Below are 18,013 nucleotides of genomic sequence, written 5' to 3' on the forward strand. Positions count from 1 at the left end.
CTGGTTCTCGTCGTAGTCCGACTTGAACTGCTGCAAGGCGGTCACCAGCGTGTTCCAGCGGCCCTTGGTGATGCCGATGGTGAACATGATAAAGAAGGAATACAGCCCGGTTTTCTCGACGATGACGCCGTGCTCGGCCAGGTATTTGGTGACGATCGCCGCGGGAATGCCCCAGTCGGCAAAGGCGCCGTCCATGTCCAGTCCCGGCGTGATGAGGGTGGCCTTGATCGGGTCGAGCATGTTGAACCCAGGCGCGATCTTGCCGAATTCGTGCCAGCGGTCGTTCGCCGTCAGCATCCAGTCTTCGCGTTCGCCGATCCCCTCCTCGGCGAGCTTTTCCGGCCCCCACACGGTGAACCACCACGAATCGCCGAACTCCTCGTCGACCTTGCGCATGGCGCGACGGAAATCGAGCGCTTCCTTGATCGATTCCTCGACCAGCGCGGTGCCGCCGGGCGGCTCCATCATCGCCGCCGCCACATCGCACGAGGCAATGATCGCGTACTGCGGACTGGTCGACATGTGCATCAGATAGGCTTCGTTGAAACGGTGGAAGTCGAGTTTCCGCGTTTCGGCGTCCTGCACCAGGATCTGCGAAGCCTGGCTCAAGCCGGCCAGGAGCTTGTGCGTGGACTGGGTGGCAAACACCAGCGCATCCTTGGCGCGCGGGCGATCCTTGCCGATTGCGTGCATGCCCCGATAAAAATCGTGGAAGGTCGCGTGCGGCAGCCAGGCTTCGTCGAAGTGCAGGGTGTCGATGGTGTCGCCGAGCAATTCCTTGATCATGTCGACGTTGTACAGAATGCCGTCGTAGGTCGACTGGGTGATGGTGAGAATGCGCGGCCCGCCCTTTGCGTCCTTGGCAAACGGGTGCGCCGCGATTTTTTTGGCGATGTTTTCGGGACGGAACTCGTCCATCGGAATCGGTCCGATGATGCCGTAATGGTTGCGCGTCGGCGTCAGGAAAATGGGGATCGCGCCGCACATGATGATGGCGTGCAGGATGGACTTGTGGCAATTGCGGTCGACCACCACGATGTCGCCCGCGGCGACGTTGGCGTGCCACACCATCTTGTTGGACGACGAGGTGCCGTTGGTAACGAAGAACAGGTGGTCGCAGTTGAAAATCCGCGCGGCGTTGCGCTCGGACGCCGCAACCGGGCCAGTATGGTCGAGCAACTGCCCGAGTTCGTCTACCGCATTGCAGACGTCGGCGCGCAGCAGATTCTCGCCGAAGAACTGGTGGAACATCTGGCCGATCGGCGACTTCAGAAACGCCACGCCGCCCGAGTGGCCGGGACAGTGCCAGGAGTACGAGCCATCCGCCGCGTAATGGGTCAGCGCGCGGAAAAACGGCGGCACCAGCGAGTCGAGATAGGCCCGCGCTTCGCGCAGGATATAGCGCGCAAGGAACTCCGGCGTATCTTCCAGCATGTGGATGAAGCCATTGAGTTCACGCAGGATGTCGTTCGGGATATGACGCGCAGTGCGCGTCTCGCCGTGCAGGAAAATCGGGATCTCGGCGTTGCGGAAACGCACTTCCTCGACAAACGCACGCAGCTTTTGCAGCGCCGTCTGCGCATCCTCGGCAGTGCCCGCGAGTTCTTCGTCGTCGATCGACAGCACGAACGCCGAGGCGCGCGCCTGTTGCTGGGCGAACGAAGTCAGGTCGCCGTAGTTGGTGACGCCCAGCACCTCCATGCCTTCTTTTTCGATCGCCTCGGCGAGCGTGCGGATGCCCAGCCCCGAGGCGTTTTCGGAGCGGAAATCTTCGTCGATGATGACAACGGGAAAACGAAAGCGCATGGCCTGCTCCAGAGGGAAGCCGTCGGAATGGGCGGATTAAAAGAAGCGGATTATACGAATCCCCGGTGGCCCGGGGATTAAATTTTCGGCAGGGTCACGCCGACCTGGCCCTGGTATTTGCCGCCGCGGTCGCGGTACGAGGTTTCGCACACCTCGTCGGATTCGAGGAACAGCATCTGCGCCACGCCTTCGTTGGCGTAGATGCGCGCGGGCAAGGGCGTGGTATTGGAAAACTCCAGCGTCACGTGGCCCTCCCACTCGGGTTCCAGCGGGGTGACGTTGACGATGATGCCGCAGCGGGCGTAGGTGCTCTTGCCGAGGCAGATGGTCAGCACGCTGCGCGGAATGCGGAAATATTCCACGGTACGCGCCAGCGCAAAGGAATTCGGCGGGATGATGCAGGAATCGCCCTTGACCTCGACGAAGGAGTTCGGATCGAAGGCCTTGGGGTCGACGATGGTGGTATTGATGTCGGTGAACAGCTTGAATTCGCTGGCACAGCGCACGTCGTAGCCGTAGCTCGACGTGCCGTACGACACGATGGATCGGCCACCGGCCTGTTTGATTTGCCCCGGTTCGAACGGTTCGATCATGCCATGCTCAGCCGCCATGCGGCGGATCCATCGGTCGGACTTGATGCTCATCTAGGTATTGGAAATGACGATGTTGGGGAACTTGGCGGAGTGGTCCACCGCGGTTTCGCCAATCTTAACAGCAACGCGGCGCGCAATCTGCTTGTAGATATCGGTCACACGGCCATCCGGATCCGACACCACCGACGGCTTGCCGGAATCGGTGTCGGCACGGATGCTGCCGTCGAGCGGCAGCGCGCCGAGGAATTCGACGTTGTAGTCCTTGCACATGCGCTCGCCGCCGCCTTCGCCGAAGATGCGCTCCTCGTGGCCGCATTTCGAGCAGATGTGCAGGCTCATGTTCTCGACCACGCCGATGATGGGGATGCCGACCTTCTCGAACATCTTGAGGCCCTTGCGCGCGTCGATCAGCGCGATGTCCTGCGGCGTGGTGACGATCACCGCGCCGGTCACCGGGACGCGCTGCGCCAGCGTCAGCTGGATGTCGCCGGTGCCGGGCGGCAGGTCGACCACCAGGTAGTCGAGATCGTTCCAGTTGGTGTTGTTGAGCAGCTGCTCCAGCGCCTGCGTCACCATCGGACCGCGCCACACCATGGGCGTTTCGACATCGATCAGGAAGCCGATCGACATCGCCTGGATGCCGTGACCCATCAGCGGCTCGAGATTCTTGCCGTCGGTGGATTCGGGCTTGTCGGTGATGCCCAGCATGGTCGGCTGCGACGGACCGTAGATGTCGGCATCGAGCATACCGACGCGGGCGCCTTCGGCGGACAGCGCCAGCGCCAGGTTGACGGCGGTGGTGGACTTGCCGACACCGCCCTTGCCGGAGGCCACGGCGATGATGTTCTTGACGTTGGGGATCAGTTTGACGCCGCGCTGCACGCTGTGGGAGACGATCTTGAAGCTGACGTTGGCAGTAGCACTGGTCACGCCATCGATGCTTTTGAGCTTGTCTTCGACCTGCTGCTTGATGACGGCCAGCTGACTCTGCGCCGGGTAGCCCAGCAGGATATCGACCGAAACGGCGCCGCCGTCGATCTTGATGTTGCGGGCAGATTTGGTCGAGACGTAATCCTTGTGGGTGTTGGGATCGACCAACGCTTTCAGTGCGGTTTGCACCTGAAGTTCAGAAACGGCCATGTTTGCTCCGGCAGGTTAATTAGCAATCGCTCATTTTAACGAATTCTGCTGCTTTGGGTAAAAGGAAACGCTGAAAAGACGCGGGATTCCCTGCCGTTTACAGGGACTTTGAGCCGCCGCCGGCGTAGTGCCCGGCTGCGCTTTCTGGCTCATGCGGCGCCTCCGACGGCCGGGATTCGCCTGATCGACACGGCAAGGCCGCTATCGGAATTCGGCGTAATGCGCCACCAGCACGGCCTCGGGCACACGCAGCCGGATTGCCGCCACCAGTTCGCTGATCGCCCCCTGCCGCGGGCGCAGCGATACCCACAGCAGGTTCAGTTTCAGGTTGAGATCGGCAAACACCACATCCTGATGCAGCGCCAGTACGGTCTGAATATCGCGCGAGGCGCGTTCGATCTCGACCAGCGGCCGGCTGCGCAAACGCGGGATCAGCATCATGAAGTCGGTCAACCGCTTGCCGCTGGGATCGCGCGTGGGCGCGATCTGCCACAAGGGCACCCCCGGAGCAAGGCTGGAAGCAGTCGTCAGCGTGGTTGAGGCATGGATCCGCATCTTCATCCTTGTCTCCAGCGCCCCGAACTTCAGGGCTTCAGCTGCAGATCCAGCACCACGTCACGCCGGTCGCACAGACGGCGCGCACGTTGTCGTAAATAACGTACGTCCTTGTGCAGATAGCGTTCGAGCTCCTCGAGCGCCAGACGGTAAACCTCGCGCTTGAAGTCGACCACCGCATCCATCGGCACCCAGTACTCGTTCCAGCGCCAGGCATCGAACTCGGGGTGCTCGCTGGCACGCAGGGAAACGTCGCAATCGCGCCCGGTCAGCCGCAGTAAAAACCAGATCTGTTTCTGGCCGCGGTAGAGGCCACGGTTATCGCGCCGGGTCCAATGGGCGGGCACGTCGTAACGCAGCCACTCGCGTGTACGCCCTAGAATACGCACATGCTCGGCCTGCAATCCCACTTCTTCTTCAAGTTCCCGGAACATGGCCTGTTCCGGCGTTTCCCCTGCATTGATGCCGCCCTGGGGAAACTGCCAGGCGTGCTGATTGACGCGCTTGCCCCAGAAAACCTGGTTGTGCGCATTGCACAATACAATGCCTACGTTCGGGCGGTACCCTTCTCGGTCGATCATGGCCGCCACCATCTGTGAAATTCGATTACTTGCATTCTTTCACACCCGTCGGAAATTGCAAACCCGCCATGGCCGACAAACTGCTGTTAAGCATTGTTTTGATTGTTCTTTCCGCCGGGTGTTCCAACCTGATGACCGCCCCGCCGCCGGATCGGGTGCTGGCGGGAATCCATGAATTCGGCACCACCGCTCTCGCCTATACGCCCGATGGGCTGCGTTTGATCAGTGGGGGCTTCCGGGGCGAACTGCGGATATGGGACACGGCAACGCAGCGTCAGCTTGGCGAGGCCCACGCGCACCGCGGCGCCGTGCGGGCGATCCTGCCGCTGGCCTCGGGCGATTTCGTCAGCGGCGGCGAGGACGGCCGTCTGATCCTGTGGCAGGGCAGCCGGATCAAGGCACAGAGCGTACGCGCCGACGTGATTGCACTGGTGCTGTTCCAGGGCCGGGTGGTCAGCGCCCATCGCGACCGGCGGCTGCGCGTCTGGTCGGCGGACACGCTGCAAGCCCTGCGCGAAATCGCCGTGGACGATAATGTGGCGGCCTTGAGCGCAAGCGGAAACCGGCTCGCCGTCGGCCTCGATCGCGCCATTGTGCTGATGGACGTGGAGTTCAGGGCACGCCGGACCCTAGCGGCACGGCGCACGCCGCACGATCTGCAATTCAGTCCGGACGGCCGCATGCTGGCGGCGGGCAACTGGTTCCGCCTGAGCCTGTGGGATGTCGCGAGCGGTGCCGCACGTTCCATCCCGACCGAGCATAACGGCCTGCTGACCTCAATCGCATTCAGTCCGGACGGCCGCTACCTGGCGACGCTGGGACGCCACACCGACTCCGCAATCCGCGTCCTCGACACCGCCGACTTCAAGGTCGTTCAGCGCTATCGGGCTCACGATCTGTGCGGTGCGATGATCCGCTTCAGCCCGGACGGCAACATGATGGCGTCCGGCTCGGACGACGAAAGCGTACGCTTATATCGCACCGCGTCGTTCCAATCCGGCCAGGCCGGGCCCGGCAGCACGGGGCTCGGCCGCGTTCAATCCAGTAGCGGAGCGATCCCTTCGGCCCACTGAAAATCCCGCGCGAAGCCGCGCAAATCCAGCCCCCAGCGCTTCGACAAATCCGCCAGCCCGGGCCGCGCCGCATCAAGCCGCGCCAATGCGCCCGGCTCGTTAAAGGCAAAAACGATCACGTTGGTTTTGTACTGCACCGAAATCCAGCCGACTTCGCCGTCGAACGCGCGTACAAGGCGCGCCAAATACTCGGGAAACGCCTTGTCGCGCCCCCATAGATTGACCACCAGCACGCCGCCCGGCTTGAGCGCGCGGCGGCAGGCTGCATAAAACGTCTGGGTCGCCAAGGCCTCGACCTGATTGCCTGCATCGAAGCCGTCGAGCAGGACGACGTCGGCGCAGGCGGGATGCTGGCGCACATACAGCGCGCCGTCGGCTTCGATCACGCTGAGCGCCGCGTCGTCCGGCGGCAGCTCGAAATGCGTGCGTGCGGCGGCAATCACCCGCGGATCGATTTCCACCGCAGTGATGCGCGTCTGCGGCCGCTGCCTGCGGATGAACTTGGCGAGCGAGCCGCCGCCGAGGCCGATCATCAGCACCGCCTGCGGCATCGGGTTGAACATCAGAAAGCCCATCATCGCGCGCGTGTAGGCCAGTTCCAGATCCCACGGCCGGCTCACCCGCATCGCGCTCTGGATCGCGCGGCTGCCCAGGTGCAGCGTGCGCATGCCGCGCTCCTCGGTCACTTCCAGCCCGCCATCGTCTGCCTGGCGTTTCCCAAACCTCAAGCGCATGGCCGCTCCATCGCAAAAATCGAGCGCGAAAGATTACACGTCCGCACGCTAAAATGCCGCTTTTCGTTTTGATTGCCTCAGCATGCGCGCCACCCAGTTCTTCATTTCCACCACCAAGGAAGCCCCGTCCGAGGCCGAGCTCGTCAGCCACAAGCTGATGCTGCGCGCCGGCCTCATCAAGCGCCTGGGTTCGGGGCTGTATACCTGGATGCCGCTGGGCCTCAGGGTGCTGCGCCGGGTCGAGGCGGTGGTGCGCGAGGAAATGAACCGCGCCGGCGCGATCGAACTCTTGATGCCGGCGGTTCAGCCTGCCGAACTGTGGGAGGAAACCGGGCGCTGGGCGGTGTTCGGCCCGCAGATGCTGAAAATCAAGGACCGCCACCAGCGCGATTTTTGCTTCGGCCCCACCCACGAGGAAGTGATCACCGACGTGGTCCGCCGCGAAATCAAGAGCTACCGCCAGCTGCCGGTCAACTTCTACCAGATCCAGATGAAGTTCCGCGACGAGATCCGCCCGCGCTTCGGCGTCATGCGCGCGCGCGAGTTTCTGATGAAGGATGCCTATTCCTTCCACGCCAGCCGCGACAGCCTCGCCGCCACCTACCAGACCATGTACGACGCCTACACGCGGATTTTCACCCGGCTGGGGCTGACCTTCCGCGCGGTGGCCGCCGACACCGGCGCCATCGGCGGCTCGGCCTCGCACGAATTCCACGTGCTGGCCGATTCCGGCGAGGACCTGATCGCGTATTGCCCGGATTCCGACTACGCCGCCAACGTCGAGCTGGCCGAGGCGCTTGCGCCCGCGGCGGCGCGCGGCGCAGCACAGGAAGCGCTACGCGAGGTGGATACGCCCAAACAGACCACCTGCGAAGACGTCGCCGCCCTGCTCGACATCCCGCTTGCCCGCACCGTCAAGCTCATCGCCGTCATGGCCGGCGAGCAGATGGTCGTCCTGCTGCTGCGCGGCGACCACATGCTGAACGAAGTCAAACTCGGCAAGCTGGAAGGCCTCGCGGATTTCCGCCTGGCGAACGAGGCCGAGATCCGTGCCGTCTTTGACTGCCCGCCCGGCTTTCTCGGGCCGGTCGGCATCGACCGCACCAAAATCAGGCTCATCGCCGACCGCACGGTCGCGGCAATGAACGATTTCGTCTGCGGCGCCAACAAGCCGAAACTCCACCTCGCCGGCGTCAATTTCGGCCGCGACCTGCAGGAACCGGATGTTGTGGCCGATATACGGAATGTCGTTCCCGGCGACCCCAGCCCCGACGGCAAGGGATCGCTGCAGCTGTGCCGCGGCATCGAAGTCGGCCACGTGTTCCAGCTGGGCAGCAAGTATTCGCAGGCGATGAACGCTACCTATCTCGACGAGGCCGGCAAGGCCCAGGCCATGGAAATGGGCTGCTACGGCATCGGCGTGTCGCGCATCGTGGCCTCGGCCATCGAGCAGAACCACGACGACAAGGGCATCATCTGGCCGATGACGATGGCACCGTTCTTGCTGGTGATTGTCGCCATTGGTTACGGCAAGAGCGAGATGGTTCAAAAAGCCGCCGATACGCTCTATGCTGACCTGGCGGCAGCCGGGTACGACATACTGCTGGACGACCGCGACGAACGCCCCGGCGTGATGTTTGCCGACGCCGAGCTGATCGGCATCCCGCACCGCATCACCGTAGGCGAGCGCGGGCTGAAGGACGGCGTGGTCGAGTACCAGCCGCGCCGGGCTCAGCCAGGCCAAAGCGGTGAGGCGCAAAAGCTTGCGCTGGCCGACACAACGAAATTTTTGAGGGGTTTACTGGAACGCTGACATGAAAAAAATCACGCACACCGGCCTCTTGCTCACCGCCTTGCTGCTTGCCCTGCCCGCGCATGCGGGCGGACAGCGCGAGGAAGCGATGTCGGCCAATGTGCGCTCGTCCCTGCAGCGTGCGCTGGCGGACACCGCCGTCACCCGCACCGCATTCCGCAACGTCGCCGACGAGACGGCCTGGCTGAAGGAGATGTCGCGCCGCCTCGCCAAGCGCATGCCGGACGAGGCCGAGCGGCTGGAATTCCTCACCACCCTGCACTGGGAGGCTTCGCGTGCCGGGGTCGACCCGCAATTGATGCTTGGCCTGATCCAGGTGGAAAGCGGCTTCCGCAAATACGCCGTATCGCCGGTGGGTGCGCGCGGCTATACCCAGGTGATGCCGTTCTGGGTCAAGACCATCGGCAACCCCGACCACAACCTGTTCCAATTGCGCACCAACCTGCGCTACGGCGCGCTGATCCTGCGCCACTACATCGACATCGAACGCGGCGACCTGTTCCGCGCGCTGGGGCGCTACAACGGCAGCCTGGGCCGCCCGGAATACCCGAATCTGGTGGTGGGCGCCTGGAAACGCCACTGGGATTACCTCCCCAGCACCAAATCGGCAGACGCATCCATCGGCTCCCGCAGCTGACCCCCACGACGCGACCGGGAAACCGCTTCCAGCCGACGCGGGAAAACGCCTGATTCGACTGGCGAAATCTCAACACTCCGTCACGCCTCCATCACCCCAGCCGTTCTTCCTTTCCCTGCCGCATCTGCTCAAGCACGCTGAAACTCTTGCGTTTCGACAAGGCTGCGCACGCGGCCTTCGCTGGCACAGGCTATGCAGCGTAACCGGCACAGGCGATGTACCTGTATCACAATAATGGAGGCGACCATGGAAATGACGATGCAATTGTCCCGTACGCTCAAGGGACAGGAGGAAATCTTCAACCTGGGCCATACGCTACGGCCCCGGCACCGGCAAATTCTGTTCAGCGTGGGGAATGGTATTTCTTTTGGCGAGTTGCGCAGCAAGCTGCCCAATTGTGCCGAACTGGAAACCATGGTGAATGAGCTGCTGCAGAATGGCTTCATCCAGTCCTTGCGCAACAGGGCGGCAGGCCATGCCGCAGCCGCCGTCAGCACACCGGCGCCAGGCCCCGTAAACCTGATGGAAGTGCAAACCTACGTACTGGAATTCATGGCTGGACTGGTGGGGACCCAATCCCCGGCTTACAAGCAGATGTGCGCAGTGCAGGATGTGGCCGGATTCAATGCCGTTTTACCCGTGTGCCGCAAGGTGATTGCCGCCGTGGCCTCGCCGCACCAGGCGGCGGAAATGGAAGCCGGCGTGGCGCAGCGCATGGGCGGCTGAACGTCGGACGCGGGCGTCCGGCGCAGGGAAATTACGGATGCCCCGAGTCCAGGACGACCAGAGGCTTCGGTTGGCAGTCTGCCGCCACCACGGTGCCGGGGGCACCGGGCACCGCGCTGACCACTCCCGCAAACGGCGCCTTGAGTTCCGCATCGCTCAGGTTCTTTTGCGCTATCGTGCGGCGCGCCTGGGCGACAGATACGGCCGCCTGCGCACGCACGTGCCGCAGCGTCGCCGCGTCGAGCTCGGTGGTCGACGACACGGTGCGGCTGTATAACTCCTCCGCCCGTTCGAGTTCGCGTTTGGCATCCGCTTCGTCGGCCTGCGCGCGCGCATGCTCCGCTGCCGCTTCATCAAAACGCGCCTGCAAGACAGTCCTGTCCAGCCGCAGCAGCACCGCCCCTTTCTTGACGCGCTGGCCGGGCTTGACCAGCACCTCGTCCACCACCCCGGACACCCGGGTAGTGAGTTCGACCCTGTCTGCCGCCCATAGCGGGCTGGCTGCCGCCAGCCACCAGCCGGCCAAGGCTCCGGCCACGACGCTCTGCTTCATTTTTGTGCTCCCTCAACAGGCGGCAGACTGCCGCCGGACAATGCCTCCAGTCGCGCCAGCGCCAGCGCCAGGCGGTATTCCACCTGCTTGCGGCGCAACTGCGCCATTTGCGTTTCAGCCATGCTGGGGCCCAGATTGGTTTTCAGTTCGAGTTCGTATTCCGCACGCGAACGCTCCAGCGCCCAGTCGCGGTATTCGATCTGCTTGTCGGCAGCGGGACGGCCGCTATCGCGCAGCCATTCGATTTCCTGCAGGGTGGCAAGCAGGGTGTCCGCCAGGTCGAGTTTGAGCTTTTCCAGTTCGGCGACGCTGCGTTCCTTCTGCGCCAGCTCGCGCGCCACCCGGGAATCCACGCGCGCCCCCTGATACAGCGGAATGTTGAATACCAGTCCGGCGCTCAGCTCGTCGCGCGTGGTCGATTCGCGGCTGTAGCCGCCGCCGACCACTTCGGCGTCGAGCATCGGATTGCGCTCGGCGCGAACCGCCGCAAGCCGCGCATCCGCCGCCGCCGCCTGCGCCTGCAGCGCCAGCACGCGCGGATTCTTCTGCATCACCCAGGGCAGCAGGGATTCGTATTGGGGCAGCGGCCGGGCGTTGTCCGCCAAGGCCGGATCGGCCAGTTCGGTGGGCAGTTTTCCGGGGCGGTTGAGCGCGTGGGCGAGTCTCTGCCGCGTGCTGCGCATGCGCTGCTGGTTGGCGTTGCGGCGCTCGCGGAGATCCTGGTATTCGGCCTCCAGCCGCAGCAGGTCGGGCTGGCTGATCTGGCCTACTTCGAAGCGGTCCCGCGCGTTGTCCCACGACACATAGGCCACGGCGACGAATTCGCTGTCAGCGGCGGACAGCATGTCGGCCAGCAGCACATCGAAGTAGCGCGCCATGATGTCGATGCGGCGCAGGCTCTCGACATTGAGCAGTTCAGCCTGGCGCGCCGCGACATCCTGATCCGCCGCCGCAATGGCCTGGCTGCTGCGGCCGAAATCGAACAGCGGCTTGCGTGCGACGACACGGCCGACGTTGTCCGGCTTCCAGTCGCCGTCCGGGCGCCGTCCGGTGCGAAGGCTGCCATCGAGAAACAGGCTGAAGTCCTGGCGGCTCGCCGCCTGCTCGCGATCCGCGCGCGACAGTGCCAATGCGCTTTCGGCTATCCTGCGGTCGGGGTGAGGCGCTGCGACGCTCGCCAGCGCCTCGTCCAGCGTCAGCCGCTCGGCCGACGCGGCGGTGGACAGCGCGCATGCCAGCAGAACGGCCCACGCCCTCCGCTTCATTTGCCTTGCTTGTATTTGGTGAAGGGCTGGGTGGCGTACGCGCCCTCGGCCACGTATTTTCCGAGCAGCAGGAATTCAGCCTTGTCCTTGGTGGGGCCGGTGTGGCGCGTTATCAGTTTGCCGTCGAGGTCGAAGAACAGCAGTGTCGGCGTCGCGCGCACGCGGTGGCTGAAGGCAAAAGCCTTTTCGGTGGTGTGCTTGCCCTGGAAATCGGACATCTCGGTGTCGCCGTTGACGTCCATCGGGTACAGCAGGAATTGCGCACGGTAGGCATCCTGAACCTCGGCCTGGTTGAGGATGGTGGCTCTCATGCGCTCGCAGAACGGACATTCATCCATCTCGAAAAACATGAAAATGCCTTTTTTTCCTTGCTGTTTGGCGGCATCGAGTTCGGCCTGAAAGTCGCCGAATTTGGGCTGGAAGAAATGGTTGGTCGGATCGCGCGTTTCCGCCCAGGTGGGCGCAGCGAACAGCAGCAAGAACGCGATAAGCAGTTGGCGCATGGTGTCTCCTTTGGTATTGCGGACTGAGCTTACTTATTGGAACTGGCTATTTTGCCAGCGATGTAGTTTTCCACCGCGGCGCGGGTGATCACCCCCACTTGCTGGGCGACCATCTTACCGTCCGGGTTGTACAGATAGGTTGTCGGCAAGCCCCGCACCGGCCCGATCTGGTTCACGATCTGCGCGTTGCCCAGCACGATAGGGTAATTGACCAGCAGGCCGTCGGCAAAATCGGTCACCTGCTTGGCATTGCGGTAATCGAGCGCCACGCCGATGACGACGAGGTTGTTTTTCTTGTTCTCGTGCAGCGCAATCAGATCGGGAATTTCCTCCAGACAGGGCGGACACCAGGTCGCCCAGTAATTCACCAGCACCCATTTGCCCTTGTAGCCCGACAGCGTATGCGACTTGCCATCGGTGTCGGTCACTTTGAAATCCGCCGCCTGCGCCCACGACGCCATCAGTGCCAGCACCAACCCCGCCAGCCACATCGGATAAAATCGAACGCTTTGTAACGTCTGCATTGGTTTTTCCACCATGAATGAATTCCGCATCGAGACAGACTCGCTCGGCGAAGTCCAGGTTCCCCAGGATGCCTGGTATGGCGCACAAACCGCACGTGCCGTGGCCAATTTTCCCATTTCAGGCCGCCTACCGGATAGGGATTTTGTACTAGCGCACGTGCGGATCAAGCTTGCCGCTGCGCGCGCCAACTGCCAGCCCGGCTGGCTCAGCGAGGAAAAGCGCGACGCCATCGCCGCTGCCTGCGACAAGATCCTCGGCGGCGAGCATCTCGACCAGTTCGTGGTCGACCGCTTCCAGGCCGGCGCCGGCACCAGCCACAACATGAACAGCAACGAGGTCATCGCCAACCTCGCCAACGTGGCGCTCGGCGGGGAAAAAGGCGCGTACAAGCCAGTCAACCCCAACGACGACGTCAACATGGGGCAGTCGACCAACGATACCATCCCCACCGCGATCCGCCTTGCGGTGCTGGCCAAGCTGCCGCGCCTGGCCGCTGCGGTGCATGCGATGGTGGCAGAATTCTCGCGCCTCGCCGAGCGCGAAAAGGACACGGTGAAATCCGGCCGTACCCATTTGCAGGACGCGGTGCCGACCACGCTGGGACAGGAATTCGCCGGCTACGCGTGGACGCTGACCCGTTGCGCCGCCGCGCTCGAAGCGGTGCGCCCGGCGCTCGCCGAAATCGGCCTGGGCGGCTCCGCCGCCGGCACCGGGCTCAACACCTCGCCCGACTATCCGGCGCGCGCCGCCGCCGAACTCGCCAAGCTCACCGGCGAGCCGATCAAGGTCGGCCAGCTGGTCGCGCAGATGCAGTCGATGCACGACCTCGCACGGCTCTCCGGCGAAATCCGCAACCTCGCGCTGGAACTCACCCGCATCTCCAACGACCTGCGCCTGCTCGCTTCCGGCCCGCGCACCGGCCTCGGTGAAATCCAGCTGCCGCCGGTGCAGCCGGGCTCCAGCATCATGCCGGGCAAGGTCAACCCGGTGATGTTCGAGATGCTGAACCAGGTCTGCTTCCAGGTGCTGGGGCAGGACGCCGCGGTGAGCTACATGGTGCAGGCCGGACAGATGGAACTCAACGTGATGATGCCAGCGCTCGGCAGCGCGCTGTTCGACGCCATGGACTGGCTCACCAACGCGATGAATGCCGCCACCGAGAAGAACCTCAAGGGGATAGTTGTAAACAGGGAGCGCTGCGCCTTCTTCATCCACCAGAGCGTCGCGCTGGCCACCCTGCTGAATACCCGGATCGGCTACAACCAGGCCGCCGAAGTCGCCAAGGAATCGGAAAAATCCGGTCGCCCGGTGCGCGACATCGTCGCCGAGCGCGGCCTGATGAGCGCGGCCGACTTCGACGCGCTGGTGCTCGCCGCCGCGCATGGCGTGGGCAGCGGCGGCGGCGCGGGCTGATGCCATAATCACGCCCCTTTAGCGGAAACCTCTCCCCCATGACGATCCAGTGGTTCCCCGGTCACATGACCACCGCGCGCAAGAAAGCCGCGGAGACGATGGCGCAGATCGACGTGGTGGTCGAGGTGCTCGACGCGCGCCTGCCGGAAGCCGGCAGCAACCCGATGATCCACGAGCTGCGCGCGCATCGCCAGCGGCCCTGCCTCAAGCTGCTGAACAAGACGGACCTCGCCGATCCCGAGGCAACGCGCGCCTGGCTCGACTACTTCAACCAGCAACCGGGCGTGCTGGCGGTGGCGATTTGCGCCAAGAAACCGGGCGACGTGGCGAAGCTGGCGGGCCTGGCGCAGAAGCTCGCGCCGCACCGCGACGACGCCTTCAAGCCGCTGCGGCTGATGATCATGGGCATCCCCAACGTCGGCAAGTCGACGCTGATGAACACCTGGGTCAAACGCCGCGTCGCGGCGGTCGGCGACGAGCCTGCGGTGACCAAGTCGCAGCAGCGCATCAACCTGTCGCCGCGGCTGATCCTGGTCGACACGCCGGGAATGACCTGGCCGAAAATCGAGCACGATTCCGACGGCTTCATGCTGGCGGCCAGCCACGCCATCGGCCGCAACGCGGTGATCGACGAGGAGGTGGCGGTGTTTCTGGCTGGTATCCTGCTCGAACGCTATCCCCGCCTCTTGAAAGCGCGCTACGGCTTTGCGCTGGAAGGCCTGGATGCCACCGGCGTGCTGGAAGCGGTGGCGAAGAAACGCGGCTGCATCCTCAAGGGGCGCGGCGGCGAACTCGACCTGGAAAAGGCCGCGATGATCCTGCTCACCGACTACCGCAGCGGCACCCTCGGCCGCATCAGCCTGGAAACGCCGGCGACGCGGCAGGCCATGCTGGCTGCCGCGCGCAGCAAACCCGAACCCGGTAATCCCGCGTGAAACACGCCGGGATGCATCGACCCGAACTGCTGGCGCCCGCCGGTTCGCAAGCCATGCTGGAAACGGCGCTCGCCTTCGGCGCCGATGCGGTGTACGCCGGCCAGCCGCGCTACAGCCTGCGCGTCCGCAACAACAGTTTCCGCGACGAGGCGGCGCTGGGCACCGGCATCGAATACGCGCACAGCCGGGGCAAGCTGTTCTACGTCGTCAGCAACATCTTTCCGCACAATTCCAAGATCAAGACCTACCTGGCGGATATCGCACCGGTCATCGCCCTCAAGCCGGACGCGCTGATCATGGCCGACCCCGGCCTGATCGACATGATTCGCGAAACCTGGCCCGAGATGCCCGTCCATCTCTCCGTCCAGGCCAACACCGTCAACTACGCCGCGGTGCGGTTCTGGAAAAAACTCGGCATCCGCCGCGTCATCCTGTCGCGCGAACTCTCGCTCGACCAGGTCGCCGAGATTCGCCAGGAATGCCCGGACATGGAACTGGAAGTCTTCGTGCATGGTGCGCTGTGCATCGCCTATTCCGGCCGCTGCCTGCTGTCGGGCTACTTCAACCACCGCGACCCCAACCAGGGCGCCTGCACCAATTCGTGCCGCTGGGAATATGACGTCCTGCCCGGCAAGGCCGCGCCGGACGGCGACGTGTACCTGCTGGAAGAAAAGGAACGCGCGGGCAGCCACATGCCCATCGAGGAAGACGAGCACGGCACCTACATCCTCAACTCGAAAGACCTGCGCGCCATCGAGCACGTCCAGCGGCTGACCGAAATCGGCGTCGACTCGCTCAAGATCGAAGGCCGCACCAAGTCGCCCTACTATGTCGCGCGCACCTGCCAGACCTATCGCCAGGCCATCGACGATGCCGTCGCCGGCCGCCCGCTCGATCCGACCCTGCTGCGCGAGCTCGATGGCCTGGCCAACCGCGGCTACACCGGCGGTTTCTACGAACGCCACCCGGACCGCGAATACCAGAGCTACCTGCGCGGCCATTCCGAATCGGACCGCAGCCTGTACGTCGGCGATGTCATGGGATATGACGCGGAAGGCCGGGCCGAGATCGACGTGAAGAACCGGTTCGCGGTCGGCGACCGCATCGAACTGATCCACCCCCGGGGCAACCTGGAACTGACGATCGCCGCCATGCACGGCAAGGACAACACCCCGGTCGACGTTGCGCCGGGTAGCGGCCATCGTGTAAGCATTCCCCTGCCAGCGGGCTATGAAGGCGCCTTCGTTGCGCGTTTTGTTGCGGAGCGCGACCCAGCACACCCTTGAGTCGAGGGGCTTGAGTATCGCGATCCTGCACGGGAATGGCCCCTGCTTATGGTGAGCGTCCGCTTGCCTGATCGACGAGTGCGAACTATCGACCCTGAAGAGACTGTCAGGCTTTATCCCGTGAACGCCTGCTCCTCGGCCGAAGCTGCCGTTGCTCCGAGGTATAGAATCGGGCTGTAATCAGCCCTTTTCCTGCCACTCAGACCGCAGCGTGTCTACTAAAACCAGGGCGGTTCACGATTCGAATAACATCCACCTACGGTGGGCAGACAATATAAAACGTATTGAACCAGGAACACCCCCATGACCAGCACCCAGCAACGCGCCGAACTGCAACGCCGAATCTGGCAAATCGCCAACGATGTGCGTGGCGCGGTCGATGGCTGGGATTTCAAGCAATACGTGCTCGGCACCCTGTTCTACCGCTTCATCAGCGAAAACTTCGCCAGCTACATCGAGGGCGGTGACGACAGCGTCAACTATGCCGAGCTGCCCGACAGCGTCATCACCCCGGAGATCAAAGACGACGCCATCAAGACCAAGGGCTATTTCATCTACCCCAGCCAGCTGTTTGCCAAGGTCGCTGCCGGCGCCAACACCAACGAAAGCCTGAATGCCGATCTGGCCGCCCTCTTTGCCGCCATCGAAGCCTCGGCCAACGGCTACCCCTCCGAGCACGACATCAAAGGCCTGTTTGCCGATTTCGACACCACCAGCAACCGCCTCGGCAACACCGTCAAAGACAAAAACGCCCGCCTGGCGGCCGTACTCAAAGGCGTGGCCGAGCTGGATTTCGGCCATGATTTTTATGGAAAGAGCGACGCCAGCCACATCGACCTGTTTGGCGATGCCTACGAATTCCTCATCTCCAACTACGCCGCCAATGCCGGCAAATCCGGCGGCGAGTTCTTCACCCCGCAGCATGTGTCCAAGCTGATTGCGCAACTGGCCATGCACAAGCAAACCAGCGTCAACAAGATTTACGACCCGGCCTGCGGCTCGGGCTCGCTGCTGCTGCAAGCCAAAAAACACTTCGATGCGCATGTCATTGAAGAAGGCTTCTTCGGGCAAGAAATCAACCACACCACCTACAACCTGGCGCGGATGAACATGTTCTTGCACAGCATCAACTACGACAAGTTCAACATCCAGCTCGGCAACACCCTGATCGACCCGCACTTCGGCGACGACAAACCCTTCGATGCCATCGTCTCCAACCCGCCGTATTCGGTAAAGTGGATAGGCAGCGACGACCCCACGCTGATCAACGACGAACGCTTTGCCCCGGCGGGCGTACTCGCACCCAAGTCCAAAGCCGACTTTGCCTTTGTGCTGCACGCGCTGGGCTACCTTTCCAGCAAAGGCCGCGCCGCCATCGTCTGCTTCCCCGGCATCTTCTACCGGGGTGGAGCCGAGCAGAAAATCCGTCAGTACCTGGTGGACAACAACTACGTCGAAACCGTGATTTCGCTCGCGCCCAACCTGTTCTTCGGCACCACGATTGCGGTCAATATTCTGGTGCTGTCCAAACACAAAACCGACACTGCCACCCAGTTCATCGACGCCAGCGGCCTGTTCAAGAAAGAAACCAACAACAACGTGCTGCTGGACGCGCACATCGAACAAATCATGCAGGCGTTCGACAGCAAGGCCGATGTCGACCACTTCGCCCGGTCCGTGCCGTTCGAGACAGTGGCCGAAAACGGCTACAACCTGTCCGTCTCAAGCTATGTGGAGCAGGAAGACACCCGCGAAGTGATAGACATCCAGCAGCTCAACGCCAACATCGCCCGTATCGTGGCGCGGCAGGCGGAACTGCGCACCGCCATTGACGCCATCGTGGCCGATCTGGAAGGAGAGGACGCATGAGTGAAA

18 protein-coding genes are annotated in these 18,013 nt (G+C 63.3%); 8 read left to right on the forward strand and 10 right to left on the reverse strand.

Annotation, left to right across the window (positions count from 1 at the left end):
- From Q0L94_RS03305 to Q0L94_RS03325, 5 genes are all read right to left on the reverse strand, one after another.
- On the reverse strand, positions 1–1,806 hold a 1,806-nt coding region (locus Q0L94_RS03305), incomplete at its 3' end, for an Orn/Lys/Arg decarboxylase N-terminal domain-containing protein (protein WP_296750042.1).
- A gap of 77 nt (positions 1,807–1,883) precedes the next feature.
- Positions 1,884–2,450, reverse strand: a complete 567-nt coding sequence (dcd, locus tag Q0L94_RS03310; RefSeq protein ID WP_296750044.1) for a dCTP deaminase — start codon at positions 2,448–2,450, stop codon at positions 1,884–1,886.
- Entirely contained in the window at positions 2,451–3,539 is a 1,089-nt protein-coding gene (apbC, locus tag Q0L94_RS03315) for an iron-sulfur cluster carrier protein ApbC (RefSeq protein WP_296750046.1), read from the reverse strand.
- A gap of 201 nt (positions 3,540–3,740) precedes the next feature.
- Positions 3,741–4,100, reverse strand: coding sequence for a hypothetical protein (locus Q0L94_RS03320; RefSeq protein ID WP_296750048.1), 360 nt, complete (start codon positions 4,098–4,100; stop codon positions 3,741–3,743).
- Between the two features lie 23 nt (positions 4,101–4,123).
- On the reverse strand, positions 4,124–4,675 hold the full coding sequence (locus tag Q0L94_RS03325; protein WP_296750050.1) for an RNA pyrophosphohydrolase: 552 nt from the start codon (positions 4,673–4,675) through the stop codon (positions 4,124–4,126).
- Between the two features lie 68 nt (positions 4,676–4,743).
- Here Q0L94_RS03325 and Q0L94_RS03330 point away from each other — a divergent pair, with 68 nt between their 5' ends.
- Positions 4,744–5,748, forward strand: a complete 1,005-nt coding sequence (locus Q0L94_RS03330) for a hypothetical protein (RefSeq protein WP_296750052.1) — start codon at positions 4,744–4,746, stop codon at positions 5,746–5,748.
- Here Q0L94_RS03330 and Q0L94_RS03335 read toward each other — a convergent pair.
- Positions 5,712–6,482, reverse strand: coding sequence for a polyamine aminopropyltransferase (locus tag Q0L94_RS03335; RefSeq protein WP_296750054.1), 771 nt, complete (start codon positions 6,480–6,482; stop codon positions 5,712–5,714). The two genes, Q0L94_RS03330 and Q0L94_RS03335, sit on opposite strands and share 37 nt — an antisense overlap.
- Positions 6,483–6,564: 82 nt before the next feature.
- Here Q0L94_RS03335 and Q0L94_RS03340 point away from each other — a divergent pair, with 82 nt between their 5' ends.
- From Q0L94_RS03340 to Q0L94_RS03350, 3 genes are all read left to right on the forward strand, one after another.
- Positions 6,565–8,295: a proline--tRNA ligase gene (locus tag Q0L94_RS03340; RefSeq protein ID WP_296750056.1), complete on the forward strand. Its 1,731-nt coding sequence runs from the start codon at positions 6,565–6,567 to the stop codon at positions 8,293–8,295.
- A gap of 1 nt (position 8,296) precedes the next feature.
- Positions 8,297–8,932 (forward strand): lytic transglycosylase domain-containing protein, encoded by a 636-nt coding sequence (locus tag Q0L94_RS03345; RefSeq protein WP_296750057.1) that lies wholly within the window; start codon positions 8,297–8,299, stop codon positions 8,930–8,932.
- 258 nt (positions 8,933–9,190) lie between these two features.
- Positions 9,191–9,658 carry a hypothetical protein gene (locus tag Q0L94_RS03350; protein ID WP_296750059.1) on the forward strand — a complete coding sequence of 156 codons (468 nt, stop codon included), beginning with the start codon at positions 9,191–9,193 and terminating at the stop codon, positions 9,656–9,658.
- A 31-nt stretch (positions 9,659–9,689) separates the two neighbouring features.
- Here Q0L94_RS03350 and Q0L94_RS03355 read toward each other — a convergent pair whose 3' ends face one another.
- From Q0L94_RS03355 to Q0L94_RS03370, 4 genes are read right to left on the reverse strand one after another with little or no spacing between them, the layout of a single operon-like run.
- A complete protein-coding gene (locus Q0L94_RS03355) occupies positions 9,690–10,211 on the reverse strand; it encodes an efflux RND transporter periplasmic adaptor subunit (RefSeq protein ID WP_296750061.1) in 522 nt (173 codons plus the stop codon).
- Positions 10,208–11,476 carry a TolC family protein gene (locus tag Q0L94_RS03360; protein ID WP_296750063.1) on the reverse strand — a complete coding sequence of 423 codons (1,269 nt, stop codon included), beginning with the start codon at positions 11,474–11,476 and terminating at the stop codon, positions 10,208–10,210. Before Q0L94_RS03360 ends, Q0L94_RS03355 begins: the two co-directional genes overlap by 4 nt.
- The gene (locus tag Q0L94_RS03365) at positions 11,473–11,979 is read right to left on the reverse strand and encodes a thioredoxin family protein (protein WP_296750065.1); all 507 of its coding nucleotides are present in this window, start codon (positions 11,977–11,979) and stop codon (positions 11,473–11,475) included. Before Q0L94_RS03365 ends, Q0L94_RS03360 begins: the two co-directional genes overlap by 4 nt.
- A gap of 29 nt (positions 11,980–12,008) precedes the next feature.
- The gene (locus tag Q0L94_RS03370) at positions 12,009–12,503 is read right to left on the reverse strand and encodes a TlpA disulfide reductase family protein (protein ID WP_296750067.1); all 495 of its coding nucleotides are present in this window, start codon (positions 12,501–12,503) and stop codon (positions 12,009–12,011) included.
- A gap of 13 nt (positions 12,504–12,516) precedes the next feature.
- Between Q0L94_RS03370 and Q0L94_RS03375 the strand changes: the two genes are divergently transcribed.
- From Q0L94_RS03375 to Q0L94_RS03390, 4 genes are all read left to right on the forward strand, one after another.
- Positions 12,517–13,917 carry an aspartate ammonia-lyase gene (locus tag Q0L94_RS03375; protein ID WP_296750068.1) on the forward strand — a complete coding sequence of 467 codons (1,401 nt, stop codon included), beginning with the start codon at positions 12,517–12,519 and terminating at the stop codon, positions 13,915–13,917.
- A gap of 38 nt (positions 13,918–13,955) precedes the next feature.
- Positions 13,956–14,852, forward strand: a complete 897-nt coding sequence (ylqF, locus tag Q0L94_RS03380; protein ID WP_296750070.1) for a ribosome biogenesis GTPase YlqF — start codon at positions 13,956–13,958, stop codon at positions 14,850–14,852.
- Between the two features lie 11 nt (positions 14,853–14,863).
- Entirely contained in the window at positions 14,864–16,138 is a 1,275-nt protein-coding gene (locus Q0L94_RS03385) for a U32 family peptidase (protein ID WP_296750092.1), read from the forward strand.
- A gap of 303 nt (positions 16,139–16,441) precedes the next feature.
- Complete coding sequence (locus Q0L94_RS03390; RefSeq protein ID WP_296750072.1) at positions 16,442–18,007, forward strand: type I restriction-modification system subunit M; 1,566 nt, start codon at positions 16,442–16,444, stop codon at positions 18,005–18,007.
- The last annotated feature ends 6 nt before the right edge of the window (positions 18,008–18,013 follow it).

The organism is Thiobacillus sp. (genome assembly GCF_024708915.1).

Bases quoted from the DNA above. Each gene is read 5' to 3' on its own strand.
- dcd (WP_296750044.1), bottom strand. From the start codon at position 2,450: ATGAGCATCAAGTCCGACCGATGGATCCGCCGCATGGCGGCTGAGCAT.
- apbC (WP_296750046.1), bottom strand. From the start codon at position 3,539: ATGGCCGTTTCTGAACTTCAGGTGCAAACCGCACTGAAAGCGTTGGTC.
- Q0L94_RS03320 (WP_296750048.1), bottom strand. From the start codon at position 4,100: ATGAAGATGCGGATCCATGCCTCAACCACGCTGACGACTGCTTCCAGC.
- Q0L94_RS03325 (WP_296750050.1), bottom strand. From the start codon at position 4,675: ATGATCGACCGAGAAGGGTACCGCCCGAACGTAGGCATTGTATTGTGC.
- Q0L94_RS03330 (WP_296750052.1), top strand. From the start codon at position 4,744: ATGGCCGACAAACTGCTGTTAAGCATTGTTTTGATTGTTCTTTCCGCC.
- Q0L94_RS03335 (WP_296750054.1), bottom strand. From the start codon at position 6,482: ATGCGCTTGAGGTTTGGGAAACGCCAGGCAGACGATGGCGGGCTGGAA.
- Q0L94_RS03340 (WP_296750056.1), top strand. From the start codon at position 6,565: ATGCGCGCCACCCAGTTCTTCATTTCCACCACCAAGGAAGCCCCGTCC.
- Q0L94_RS03345 (WP_296750057.1), top strand. From the start codon at position 8,297: ATGAAAAAAATCACGCACACCGGCCTCTTGCTCACCGCCTTGCTGCTT.
- Q0L94_RS03350 (WP_296750059.1), top strand. From the start codon at position 9,191: ATGCAATTGTCCCGTACGCTCAAGGGACAGGAGGAAATCTTCAACCTG.
- Q0L94_RS03355 (WP_296750061.1), bottom strand. From the start codon at position 10,211: ATGAAGCAGAGCGTCGTGGCCGGAGCCTTGGCCGGCTGGTGGCTGGCG.
- Q0L94_RS03360 (WP_296750063.1), bottom strand. From the start codon at position 11,476: ATGAAGCGGAGGGCGTGGGCCGTTCTGCTGGCATGCGCGCTGTCCACC.
- Q0L94_RS03365 (WP_296750065.1), bottom strand. From the start codon at position 11,979: ATGCGCCAACTGCTTATCGCGTTCTTGCTGCTGTTCGCTGCGCCCACC.
- Q0L94_RS03370 (WP_296750067.1), bottom strand. From the start codon at position 12,503: ATGCAGACGTTACAAAGCGTTCGATTTTATCCGATGTGGCTGGCGGGG.
- Q0L94_RS03375 (WP_296750068.1), top strand. From the start codon at position 12,517: ATGAATGAATTCCGCATCGAGACAGACTCGCTCGGCGAAGTCCAGGTT.
- ylqF (WP_296750070.1), top strand. From the start codon at position 13,956: ATGACGATCCAGTGGTTCCCCGGTCACATGACCACCGCGCGCAAGAAA.
- Q0L94_RS03385 (WP_296750092.1), top strand. From the start codon at position 14,864: ATGCATCGACCCGAACTGCTGGCGCCCGCCGGTTCGCAAGCCATGCTG.
- Q0L94_RS03390 (WP_296750072.1), top strand. From the start codon at position 16,442: ATGACCAGCACCCAGCAACGCGCCGAACTGCAACGCCGAATCTGGCAA.